The sequence below is a fragment of the Lichenibacterium ramalinae genome, assembly GCF_004137085.1.
Classification (GTDB): domain Bacteria; phylum Pseudomonadota; class Alphaproteobacteria; order Rhizobiales; family Beijerinckiaceae; genus Lichenihabitans; species Lichenihabitans ramalinae.
In genome coordinates, this window is sequence record NZ_QYBC01000005.1 from 36514 (window position 1) to 47860 (window position 11347).

Genomic DNA, 11347 nt, shown 5'->3' on the forward strand with positions numbered 1-11347 from the left:
CCGGGCTCAGCCGTTCAGCCGGTCGATCATGGGCTGGGTGACGAGACAGATGCCCTTGTCGGTGCGGCGGAAGCGCGACGCGTCGAGCTCCGGGTCGTCGCCGATCACCAGCCCGTCGGGGATCTGCACGCCGCTGTCCACGATGCAGTTCCGCAGCCGCGCCCCGCGCCCGATGTTGGAATAGGGCAGGATCACGGCCCGGTCGACGTGGGTGTAGGAATTGACCCGCACGCCCGTGAACAGCAACGAATTGTGGATGCCGGCGCCCGACACCAGGCAGCCGCCCGACACCAGCGACGACACCGCGACGCCGCGGCGGTTCTCGGCGTCGTGGACGAATTTCGCCGGCGCCGTCAGCTCGTTGTAGGTCCAGATCGGCCAGTCCTGATCGAACAGGTCGAGGCTCGGCACCACGGCGGTGAGGTCGATGTTGGCCTCCCAATAGGCGTCCACCGTGCCGACGTCGCGCCAATAGGCCTCGTTCTCGTGCGTCGAGCGCACGCAGGACTGGGAGAAGTGGTGGGCGACGGCTTTGCCCTGCTCGACGATGTCGGGGATGATGTCCTTGCCGAAGTCGCGGTTGGAGCCCGGCTTGGCGGCGTCGCGCTTCAGCGCCTCAATCAGGAACTTGGTCTCGAAGACGTAGATGCCCATCGAGGCCAGGGCCGCCTCGGGCTTGCCCGGCATGGCGGGCGGATCCTTGGGCTTCTCCAGGAAGGAGATGATCCTGTTCTGCTCGTCGACGTGCATCACGCCGAACGCCACCGCCTCCATCCGCGGCACCTCGAGGCAGCCCACCGTCACGTCGGCCCCCGAGTCGACGTGCTGCTGCAGCATCTTCTCGTAGTCCATCTTGTAGACGTGGTCGCCCGCCAGGATGACCATGTATTGTGGGCCGTAGGACTCGATGATGTCGATGTTCTGGTACACGGCATCGGCGGTGCCGAGGTACCACATGTTCTCGTCGACGCGCTGGCTGGCGGGCAGCACGTCGAAGCTCTCGTTGCGCTCGGGGCGCAGGAAGTTCCAGCCGCGGCCGAGGTGGCGGATGAGGCTGTGGGCCTTGTACTGCGTCGCCACGGCGATGCGGCGGATGCCGGAATTGAGGGCGTTCGACAGCGCGAAGTCGATGATGCGGGTCTTGCCGCCAAAATACACGGCCGGCTTGGCGCGCCGGTCCGTCAGTTCCAGCAGGCGCGAACCCCGCCCGCCGGCCAGAACATAGGCCATCGCGTTGCGGGAGATCGGCGCCTGACCTGCTGGTCTGTCATACATGTCGTCTTCCCCCCGGTACGCTTATCGAATTCTGCGCTCAAGGACGCGGATCCTTCAATGGGAGCCGGCACCCGTGAATTGGAAATACACCGTCGCGAGCGGCGGCAGCACGACCTCGGCCGAGGCCGGGAGACCATGCGACGGCTCCGGTCGGGCCGTGACGCCCCCGAGATTGCCGAGGTTCGAGCCGCCGTACCGCCCCGCGTCGGTGTTGACGATCTCCCGCCACGCGCCCGCGAAGGGCAGTCCCACGCGGTAGCGCTCGCGCGGGACGGGCGTGAAGTTGGACACGACCAGGACGGGCGCGTCGCCGGGCTCGCCGAAGCGCAGCCAGGCCAGGACGGAATTGGCATGGTCGTCGGCCACGACCCAGCGGAAGCCCTCGGGCTCGCAGTCCCGCACGTGCAGCGCCGGCGTCGCCCGGTAGGCGGCGTTGAGGTCGCGGATGAGGTCCTGCACGCCGCGGTGGATGTCGTATTCGAGGAGGTGCCAGTCGAGGCTGCGGTCGAAGTTCCACTCCGCCGTCTGGCCGAACTCGCTGCCCATGAACAGCAGCTTCTTGCCGGGGTGGCCCCACATGAAGCCGTAATAGGCGCGGACGTTGGCGAAGCGCTGCCAGTCGTCGCCCGGCATCTTGGACACGATGGACTTCTTGCCGTGCACGACCTCGTCGTGGCTCAGCGGCAGGACGAAATTCTCCGAGAAGGCGTAGAGCAGGCCGAAGGTCATCCGGTCGTAATGCCAGCGGCGATGCACCGGGTCCTGCGACATGAACTCCAGCGTGTCGTGCATCCAGCCCATGTTCCACTTGAAGCCGAAGCCGAGCCCGCCCGCGTAGACGGGGCGCGACACGCCGGGCCAGGAGGTGGATTCTTCGGCGATCGTCATGGTGCCGGGATGGGTGGCGTAGACGAGCTGGTTGACGCGCTTCAGGAAGTCCACGGCCTCGCGGTTGTCGTTGCCGCCGTCCCAGTTGGGCACCCACTCGCCGGCCTTGCGCGAATAGTCGAGGTAGAGCATCGACGCCACGGCATCGACGCGCAGCCCGTCGATGTGGAACTGGTCGAGCCAGTAGACGGCATTGGCGGCGAGGAAGCCCGCCACTTCCGCCCGGGCGAAGTCGTAGATGGCGGTGTTCCAGTCCGGATGGAAGCCGCGGCGCGGGTCGGCGTAGTCGTAGAGCGAGGTGCCGTCGAACTTGGCGAGGCCGTGAACGTCCACGGGGAAATGCGCCGGCACCCAGTCGATGATGACGCCGAGGCCCGCCGCGTGGGCCCGGTCGACGAAGCGGGCGAAGTCCGCCGCCTCGCCGAAGCGCCGCGTGGGCGCGTAGAGGCCGACCGGCTGGTAGCCCCAGGAGGCGTCGAGCGGGTGCTCCGACACCGGCATGAGTTCGAGATGGGTGAAGCCCATGTCGACCGCGTAGGGGATGAGGTCGTCGGCGAGTTCGGCATAGGTCAGGAAGGCGTTGCCGGCCTTGCGCTTCCAGGAGCCGAGGTGGACCTCGTAGGTCGACATGGGCTGGCGCCGCTTGTCGCCCTCCTGGCGCGACGCCAGGTAGGCCTCGTCCGTCCAGCGGAACGGCGTGGGGTCGACGACCTCCGAGGCCGTCGAGGGGCGAAACTCGCCCTGGAACCCGACGGGGTCGGCCTTCAACGGCAGCAGGCGGCCGTCGCGGCCCAGGATCTCGTATTTGTAGCGCGTGCCCGGCGTCACGCCGGGGGCGAAGATCTCCCACAGGCCGCTCTCGATGCGCTTGCGCATGGCGAGCCGGCGCCCGTCCCAGTCGTTGAAATCGCCCACGACCGAGACGCGCTGCGCGTTGGGCGCCCAGACGGCGAAATGCACGCCCGCCGCGCCCTCGTGGGTGCGGGCGTGGGCGCCGAGCTGCCGGTAGAGTTCGCGGTGGGTGCCCTCGACGAAGAGGTGGTCGTCGAGCGAGCCCAGGACGGGGCCGAAGGCGTAGGGGTTCTCGAGGTCCCAGCCGCCGCCGGCATTGCCGGCCTTGAGGCGGTAACGGACGGTCCCGTCCGGCACCGGGCCCTCGAAGAACCCTTCGGCACCGGGACGCGCCTCGAGATCGTGCACGGCCCCGTCGGGCCCCACGGCGTGCAGCGTTTCGGCATAGGGCACGAAGGCCCGCACCACCGGGCCCGCCTGCGTCTGGTGTTGCCCGAGGACCGAGAACGGGTCCCCGTGGCGGGCGGCCACGATGGCGGCGACATCCCCGTCGCTCGCCTGCCAGCCGCTCTCGACCATGGTGCCTCCCTCTACTCAGCCGCCGCGACCGGGACGTTCCAGATGTCCCGGGCGTATTCGCCGATGGTCCGGTCGGACGAGAACCATCCGACGCGGGCCGTGTTCATGATGCTGCAGCGCCACCACGCCGCCTCGTCACGCCACAACGCGTCGACCTGCCTTTGCGCCGCATAGTATGCGTCGAAATCCGCGGTGACGAGAAAATGATCGTTGTCGGACAACGCCTGGACGAAGTCCTTGTAGCGTCCCGTGTCGTCGGGCGAGAAGACGCCGGACGACACGGCTTCGAGCACTTCCGCCAGGCGCGGCGAGGCCGCGATCGTGTCCCGGGCCGACAGGCCCGTGCGGTGGCGCTCGGCGACCTGCTCGGCGGTGAGGCCGAAGATGAAGATATTGTCGTCGCCCACCCGCTCCTTGATCTCGACGTTGGCGCCGTCGAGCGTGCCGATCGTCAGGGCGCCGTTCAGCGCCAGCTTCATGTTGCCGGTGCCCGAAGCCTCCATGCCGGCCGTCGAGATCTGCTCGGACAGGTCGGCGGCCGGGATGATGCGCTCGGCGAGGCTCACGTTGTAGTTGGGCAGGAACACCACCTTCAGCCGGCCCCGCACGGTCGGGTCGTCGTTGATGGTGCGGGCGACGTCGTTGGCGAGCTTGATGATGAGTTTGGCCGTGTGGTAGCTCGCCGCCGCCTTGCCGGCGAAGATCTTCACCCGCGGCGCCCAGTCGCGCCAGGGCTCGGCCCGGATGGCGTTGTAGAGCGCCACCGTTTCCAGCAGGTTGAGGTGCTGGCGCTTGTATTCGTGGATGCGCTTGATCTGGATGTCGAACAGCGCGTCGGGGTCGACCTGGACGCCGGTGCGCGCCGCGATGATGCGGCCGAGCGCCAGCTTGTTGTCGCGCTTGGCGGCCCGGATGCGGGCCTGCAGGGCCGGGTCGCCGGCATGGGCGGCGAGCCCCTCCAGGCGGGACGGGTCGTCCAGCACGGCCGGGCCGAGCACGTCGACCAGGATGGCGGTGAGCGCCGGGTTGGCCTCGATGAGCCAGCGGCGGAAGGTGATGCCGTTGGTCTTGTTGTTGATGCGGTCGGGGTAGAGGGCGTTGAGGTCGCGGAACACCGTCTGGCGCATGAGGTCGGTGTGGAGCGCCGACACGCCGTTGATGCGGTGCGAGCCGATGAAGGCCAGCGTCCCCATCTTCACGCGCTGCTGGCCCCAGCCTTCCGCGATGATCGACACGGAGCGCAGCACCTCGACGTCGCTCTGGCCGGCGGCGCGCAGCTTGTCGAGGTGGAGGGCGTTGACGAGGTAGATGATCTGCATGTGGCGCGGCAGCAGCCGCTCCATCAGCGGCACCGGCCAGGTCTCGAGGGCTTCGGGCAGCAGGGTGTGGTTGGTGTAGCCGAAGGTCGCCTGGGTGATCTCCCAGGCTTCGGCCCAGGGCATGGTCTGCAGGTCGACGAGGATGCGCATCAACTCCACCACGGCGATGGCCGGATGGGTGTCGTTGAGCTGGATGGCGGCCTTGTCGGGCAGGTTGTGCAGCGTCGGGTATTTCTTCAGGTGCCGGCGCACCAGGTCCTGCAGCGAGGCGGCGGCGAAGAAATATTCCTGGCGCAGGCGCAGTTCCTGTCCGGCGGGCGTCGCGTCCGACGGGTAGAGCACCTTCGAGATGGCCTCGGCCCGCACCCGGTCCGCCATGGCGCCGACATGGTCGCCCTGGTTGAAGGCGTCGAGCCGCAGGGGATCGCCGGCCCGGGCCGACCACAGCCGCAGCGTGTTCACGTGCTGGCCGCGCCAGCCCACCACTGGCGTGTCGTAGGCGACGGCCTCGACGGTCTCGGAGGGGAACCACTCGTAGCGCGGCGGGCCGGCCTCGGTCGGCAGCGTCTCGACGTGGCCGCCGAAGCCGATGTCGTAGGCGATCTCGGGGCGGGCGAATTCCCACGGGTTGCCGAAGGACAGCCAGTTCTCGGGATATTCCTGCTGCCAGCCGTCCTTGACGACCTGGCGGAACAGCCCGTTCTCGTAGCGGATGCCGTAGCCGTAGGCCGGCACCGCCAGGGTCGCCATGCTTTCCATGAAGCAGGCGGCGAGGCGGCCGAGGCCGCCGTTGCCGAGCGCCGCGTCGGGCTCGACCTCGCGCAGGGTGTCGAGGTCGACGCCGAGGCCGGACAGCGCTTCGCGCATGGCATCGGTGAGGCCGAGGTTGGTCAGCGCATCGAACATGAGGCGGCCGATCAGGAACTCCAGCGACATGTAGTAGACGCGCTTGGTTCCGCCCGCGTTGGTGGCGCGGTAGGAGTTCTGCCAGCCCTGGACGATGCGGTCGCGCACCGCGAGGGCGGTCGCCAGGAACCAGTCCCGCTGGCTGGCGTCGGGTTGCGTCTTGCCGACCGCGTAGGCGAGCTTCGCCAGCACGGCGCCGCGCAGGTCGTCGACGCTGCTCCCCGAGCGCAGGTGATCTTCCGGCAGGGCGGTGCCAGGGCCGGCCGCGTCACGCTGTTCGGTCGTCATGGTGTTCCCCCTGGAATTCTGTGTCGGATCCCGCCCCGGCAGGCCGGCGCCGCGACGGCTTGTCCGCGTCCGGCACCACGTCTCCCATCCCGGGGAGAATTTGCAAAGGCGTCGACGGGTCCCGGCACCGGCGCCGGTGCGCGACCGCGCGCCAGTGTTGCACGATTCCCACCACGGTGCCGCTTCAGGGCGCGAGGTCGTCCGCCGTGAAGCCGGCGAGGTCGAAGACCGCCGCCCCGGTCGAGGGCGCCGCCTCCGGAGCGGCGCTTTCGCGGCGGCGCAGCTCGACGCGGCGGATCTTGCCCGAGATTGTCTTGGGCAGCGCGTCCACGAAGACGATGTGGCGCACCCGCTTGAAGGGGGCGAGCCGCGCCCCGAGCAGGCGGAAGATCGACAGCGCCGTGGCGCGGTCGGGCGCCGCCCCGGCCGCCGGGATCACGTAGGCCACCGGCACGGCGAGGCGCAGCGGGTCCGGCCTCGGCACCACGGCGGCCTCGATCACGGCCGGATGCTCGACCAGCACGCTTTCGAGCTCGAAGGGGCTGATGCGGTAGTCCGACGATTTGAACACGTCGTCGGCCCGGCCCACGAAGGTGAGGTAGCGGTCGGCGTCGCGGAAGGCCACGTCGCCCGTGCGGAACAGCGCGCCGTCGGCGCCCCCGACCGTCCCGCCCTCGCCCTCGTATCCCTGCATGAGGCCGAGGGGCCGCGATGCGCCGAGCCGCAGGCAGACCTCGCCCTCCGCGGCGGGCCGCCCGTCCGGGTCGAGGAGGTCGACGACGTAGCCGGGCAGCGGGCGCCCCATGGCGCCGGGCTTGACGGGCTGGCCGGGGGAATTGCCGACCTGGGCGGTGGTCTCGGTCTGGCCGTAGCCGTCCCGGATGGTGAGGCCCCAGGCGCGGCGCACCGTCTCGATCACCTCCGGGTTCAGCGGCTCGCCGGCCCCGCAGACTTCGCGCAGGCTGGTCCGCACGGCCGCGAGGTCCTCCTGCACGAAGAGGCGCCAGGCGGTGGGCGGCGCGCACAGCGTGGTGACGCCGCAGCGCGCGATGGCGGCGAGCAGCGGCGCCGCCTCGAACCGCGGCTGGTTGATCGCCACCACGGTGGCGCCGGCCGCCCAGGGCGCGAAGACCGAGCTCCAGGCATGTTTGGCCCAGCCCGGCGAGGACACGTTGAGGTGGAGGTCCCCGGGCTTCAGCCCGAGCCAATAGAGGGTCGAGAGCGCCCCGACGGGGTAGCTGGCGTGGCTGTGGCGCACGAGCTTCGGCAGGGCGGTGGTGCCAGAGGTGAAATACAGCAGCAGCGGGTCCTCGCCGGACGCGCGCTGCGCCGGGGCGAAGCCGTCGGGCAGGCCCTCGGCCTCGTCGAGGCTGGTCCAGCCCGGCGCCGCCGGCCCTTCGGTGACGAAGCGCAGCGTCCCCGGCGACGCGACGGCCTCGCATTTCGCCGCCTGGTCGGGCGCCGCCACAACGGCGCGGGCGCGGCCGCGCTCCAGCCGGTCGCCCAGTTCGGAGGCCGTGAGGGCCGTGGTCGCCGGGATCACCACGGCGCCGAGCTTCATGGCGGCCAGCATCGCTTCCCAGAGCGGCTGCACGCTGCCGGCCAGCAGCACCACGCGGTCGCCCTTGGCGATGCCGCGCCCCGCCAGGAGGTTCGCCACCCGGTTCGAGCGGCGCGACAGGTCGGCGAAGCCGATCGACCGGTCGGTGCCGGCCGCGAGGTCGACGATGCGCAGGGCCGGCCGGTCGCGGCTGTCGGGCTCCGTGGCGAGCACGGCGTCGAACCAGTCGAGCGCCCAGTTGAAGTCCGTCGCATCGGGCCAGCGGAAGCCCGCCACGGCGGCCTCGTAGTCCTCCCGGTGGCGGAGCAGGAAGGCCCGGGCCTCGGCGAAGCTCGTCATGAACACCTCCCGTGATCGCGGCCCGGGTTGTCCCGGTGCCGCGCCGGACGCTGCCGGTCCGCGCGCCTCGCGCCTCGCGCCTCGCGCCCTGCGCCCTGCGCCCTGCGCCTCGCGCCACGATAGCAGAAGGCCGCGGGGGGCTGGGAAGCGGATTCGGCGCGGAACAGCCCGAGGCAAGTTCGGGGCGGCAGGGTTGGCCACGCAATCCCGCCACCGAGGCCGAACCCTCCGCCATGCGCCCCAGCTTCGCCCGACATGGCCTCATCGCCGCGCTGCTCGGCCTCTGCCCCGTGGCGGCCCATGCGGCGGGGCCGGCGCCCGGCCCGGCCGTGCCGGCCGCCTTGCCCGCCGCCTTGCCGGCCCCGACCGACGCGCAGCGCTTCTGCCAGAACGTGGCGGCGGCGGCGGCCGACGCCCGCTTCGCCCTGCAGACCCGCAAGCTGAACGAGCTGCAGGCCGGCATCGCCGAGCGCGTCGCCGCGCTCGAAGCCAAGGAGGTCGAGGTGAAAGCGGTGCTGGCGGCGCACGAGGAGGCCCGCAAGCACGCCGAGGACTCGCTCGTCGCCATCTACGGCAAGATGCGCCCCGATGCCGCCGCCCAGCAGGTGGCGGCCCTCGACGACGCCACGGCGGCGGCCGTGCTGCGCGGCCTCAACGCCCGGCAGGCCTCCGCCATCCTGAACGAGATCCCGGCCGAACGGGCCGTGAAGCTCGTCAACACCATCGCGGGGCTCGTGCCGCCGCCCGACAAACCGCAGCCGCCGCCACCACCGCCTGCCGAGGAGCCGAGATCATGACGCGGACCGCCTTCCGCGCGTCGCGCGCTCCCCTGGCGCTGCTGCCCCTGTGCGCCGTGCTCGCCGCCTGCTCGACACCGCCGGCCGACATCGGCCGGGCGCCCGAAATGTCCGCCGTGGGCCACGGGCTCCAGTCCGACGTGACGCCCTTCGCCGCCTACGGCTTTCCGGCGCCGCCGCGCTCGAGCCCGCAATCGCTGTGGGACGACGACCGCGCGAACCTGTTCCGCGACGTGCGCGCCGCGCGGGTCGGCGACGTGCTGACGGTGAACATCGCCATGGACGACAAGGCCAAGCTCGGCAATTCGTCGGACCGCACCACCACGGCCAAGATCGGCAACGGCTTCGACGTGACGCCCGGCCTCGGCTCGACGCCCTTCAAGATCGCGCCCCAGCTCGACATCAACTCGACCTCGGCGGCGTCGGGCGTGGGCAACGTCGACCGCTCGGAGAAGATCACCTTCGCGGTGGCGGTGGTGGTGACGGGCGTGCTGCCGGACGGCAACATGCTGATCTCGGGCTCGCAGGAAATGCGGGTCAACGACGAGTTGCGCGTCATCAACGTGGCGGGGGTGGTGCGGCCGCGCGACATCACCAAGGAGAACACCATCGCGTACGACAAGATCGCCGAGGCGCGCATCTCCTACGGCGGGCGCGGGCGCATGAGCGAGGTGCAGCAGCCGGGCTGGGGCCACCAGCTCTACGACGCCATGAAACCCTTCTGAGCCGGGGACCGACGCGCCATGGCGGACGACGCCCCCAAGAAGCCCTCCAAGATCGGCGCGCTGGTGCCGATCCTGGTGCTGACCCTGGCGGCCGGCGGCGGCGGCGCGCTGATCGGCAAGCAGATCGTCGCCATGACGCGCGCCGCCGCCGACAAGACCGCGGCCCCCCCCGAGGCCGCCAAGCCCGCCGCGGCCGCCGCGGGGGCGGCGGGGGGCGAGCGCGTGCTGAAGGAACTCGCCCCCGTCGTCACCAACCTCGCGGCGCCGGACGGCTCGTGGATCCGCTTGCAAACCGCCATCGTCTACGACAAGAACGACGCGCCCGCGATGGAGCTCGTCGGCAGGAAGGTTGGCGAGGACATCCTGGCCTTCGTCCGCACGCTGACACTGGAGCAGATCCAGGGCGCGAGCGGCCTCGAAGCCCTGCGGGACGACCTCAACGAGCGGGCCCAGCTCCGGTCCGACGGCAAGGTGCGGGAGCTCCTGATCGAGATGCTGGTGGTGCGATGAGACGGGCCCGCAGGCGTTCGGCCCCATGCTGAACCGGGCGACGCGCCGCGCCGCGACCCTCGGCCTGGCCCTGGCCTCGGTCCTGATCCTGGCAGCTATGGCGGCGGGGCCGGCCGCCGCCCAGTCGATCGACCTCGGCAACGTGCTGCCGCAGGCCGGCGGCACCGCGAGCGGCCGCATCGTGCAGCTCGTTGGGCTGCTGACGGTGCTGTCCATCGCGCCCGGGCTGCTCGTCATGGTGACGAGCTTCACCCGCTTCGCCATCGCCTTCTCGTTCCTGCGCTCCGGCCTCGGGCTGCAGACGACGCCCGCCAACATCATCCTGGTCAGCCTGTCGCTGTTCATGACCTTCTACGTCATGGCGCCGACCTTCGACCGCGCCTACGACACGGGGCTGCGCCCGCTGCTCGACGGCAAGATCGCCGAGGGCGAGGCCTATACGCGCATCACCGGGCCCTTCCGGGAGTTCATGCTCGGCCAGGTGCGCGACAAGGACCTGAAGCTCTTCGACGACCTCGCCCCGCCGAGCATCCGGGCCAACAACGCGGCGGCGGCCGGCACCGCCACCCCCGCCCCGGCGGCGCCCGGCGCCGCCAGCCCCGCCCCAGCCGCGCCCGGCGCGACGCCGCCCGCCGCTGCACCCCCTGCCGGGGCACCCGCCGCCGGTGACCGTGCGGCCGTGGACCTGCGCGTGCTGATCCCGGCCTTCATGATCTCGGAGATCCGCCGCGGCTTCGAGATCGGCTTCCTCATCGCCCTGCCGTTCCTCGTCATCGACCTCGTGGTGTCGACCATCACCATGTCGATGGGCATGATGATGCTGTCGCCCTCGGTCATCTCGCTGCCGTTGAAGGTGCTGTTCTTCGTGCTGATCGACGGCTGGAACATGCTGGTGGGAAGCCTGATCCGCTCCTATTCGTGAAGGTGGAGAATTAAGGTTGACGGAGCGCCCGGCGTTAACCTTGCCGCAAGGGTGAACGGCTAGCTTGAAGTCACACGAGATCGAGGGCGGTGCCGGGCACCTCACCCCTCGAAGGCATGAAGCCGCGCCCGTGTCCGGTCGAAACCGGGATGTCCACCCCGATCCATTGACCCGCCGGAACCTTTGCCATGTCGAGCCTGCTGACCAACAATTCCGCCATGACGGCGCTGCAGAACCTGTCGATGACCCAGAAGGACCTGGGCAAGACGCAGGCGCAGATCTCGTCCGGCCTCGCCGTCGCCCAGGCGTCGGACAACGCCGCCTACTGGTCGATCTCCACCAGCATGAAGTCCGACGTGAGCGCGCTCGGCGCCGTGTCGAACGCGCTGAACCTCGGCGCTTCGGTGCTCAACACCGCCACTTCGGCGATGAACAGCGTCGAGACC

At 70.5% G+C, this 11347-nt stretch carries 9 protein-coding genes; 5 read left to right on the forward strand and 4 right to left on the reverse strand.

Annotated elements, in window-relative coordinates; translation table 11 throughout:
• Positions 1 to 6 precede the first annotated feature (6 nt).
• From glgC to D3272_RS07035, 4 genes are all read right to left on the reverse strand, one after another.
• Entirely contained in the window at positions 7 to 1275 is a 1269-nt protein-coding gene (gene glgC, locus D3272_RS07020; RefSeq protein WP_129218453.1) for a glucose-1-phosphate adenylyltransferase, read from the reverse strand.
• 54 nt (positions 1276 to 1329) lie between these two features.
• Positions 1330 to 3534 carry a 1,4-alpha-glucan branching protein GlgB gene (gene glgB, locus D3272_RS07025; RefSeq protein ID WP_129218454.1) on the reverse strand — a complete coding sequence of 735 codons (2205 nt, stop codon included), beginning with the start codon at positions 3532 to 3534 and terminating at the stop codon, positions 1330 to 1332.
• A gap of 11 nt (positions 3535 to 3545) precedes the next feature.
• Positions 3546 to 6047: a glycogen/starch/alpha-glucan phosphorylase gene (locus D3272_RS07030; RefSeq protein WP_129218455.1), complete on the reverse strand. Its 2502-nt coding sequence runs from the start codon at positions 6045 to 6047 to the stop codon at positions 3546 to 3548.
• Positions 6048 to 6231: 184 nt separating this feature from the next.
• Entirely contained in the window at positions 6232 to 7947 is a 1716-nt protein-coding gene (locus tag D3272_RS07035; RefSeq protein WP_129218456.1) for an AMP-binding protein, read from the reverse strand.
• A 233-nt stretch (positions 7948 to 8180) separates the two neighbouring features.
• On the opposite strand from D3272_RS07035, the gene D3272_RS07040 reads away from it, so the two are divergent.
• From D3272_RS07040 to D3272_RS07060, 5 genes are all read left to right on the forward strand, one after another.
• Positions 8181 to 8744, forward strand: a complete 564-nt coding sequence (locus tag D3272_RS07040) for a MotE family protein (protein ID WP_129218457.1) — start codon at positions 8181 to 8183, stop codon at positions 8742 to 8744.
• Complete coding sequence (gene flgH / locus D3272_RS07045) at positions 8741 to 9469, forward strand: flagellar basal body L-ring protein FlgH (RefSeq protein ID WP_129218458.1); 729 nt, start codon at positions 8741 to 8743, stop codon at positions 9467 to 9469. The genes D3272_RS07040 and flgH overlap by 4 nt, the downstream gene beginning before the upstream one ends.
• 18 nt (positions 9470 to 9487) lie before the next feature.
• A complete protein-coding gene (locus tag D3272_RS07050) occupies positions 9488 to 9979 on the forward strand; it encodes a flagellar basal body-associated FliL family protein (protein ID WP_129218459.1) in 492 nt (163 codons plus the stop codon).
• A 97-nt stretch (positions 9980 to 10076) separates the two neighbouring features.
• Positions 10077 to 10901: a flagellar type III secretion system pore protein FliP gene (locus D3272_RS07055; RefSeq protein ID WP_245496438.1), complete on the forward strand. Its 825-nt coding sequence runs from the start codon at positions 10077 to 10079 to the stop codon at positions 10899 to 10901.
• Between the two features lie 188 nt (positions 10902 to 11089).
• Positions 11090 to 11347: flagellin N-terminal helical domain-containing protein (locus tag D3272_RS07060; RefSeq protein ID WP_487343525.1), on the forward strand; the 258-nt coding region annotated here is incomplete at its 3' end.

Bases quoted from the DNA above. Each gene is read 5' to 3' on its own strand.
- glgC (WP_129218453.1), bottom strand. From the start codon at position 1,275: ATGTATGACAGACCAGCAGGTCAGGCGCCGATCTCCCGCAACGCGATG.
- glgB (WP_129218454.1), bottom strand. From the start codon at position 3,534: ATGGTCGAGAGCGGCTGGCAGGCGAGCGACGGGGATGTCGCCGCCATC.
- D3272_RS07030 (WP_129218455.1), bottom strand. From the start codon at position 6,047: ATGACGACCGAACAGCGTGACGCGGCCGGCCCTGGCACCGCCCTGCCG.
- D3272_RS07035 (WP_129218456.1), bottom strand. From the start codon at position 7,947: ATGACGAGCTTCGCCGAGGCCCGGGCCTTCCTGCTCCGCCACCGGGAG.
- D3272_RS07040 (WP_129218457.1), top strand. From the start codon at position 8,181: ATGCGCCCCAGCTTCGCCCGACATGGCCTCATCGCCGCGCTGCTCGGC.
- flgH (WP_129218458.1), top strand. From the start codon at position 8,741: ATGACGCGGACCGCCTTCCGCGCGTCGCGCGCTCCCCTGGCGCTGCTG.
- D3272_RS07050 (WP_129218459.1), top strand. From the start codon at position 9,488: ATGGCGGACGACGCCCCCAAGAAGCCCTCCAAGATCGGCGCGCTGGTG.
- D3272_RS07055 (WP_245496438.1), top strand. From the start codon at position 10,077: ATGGCGGCGGGGCCGGCCGCCGCCCAGTCGATCGACCTCGGCAACGTG.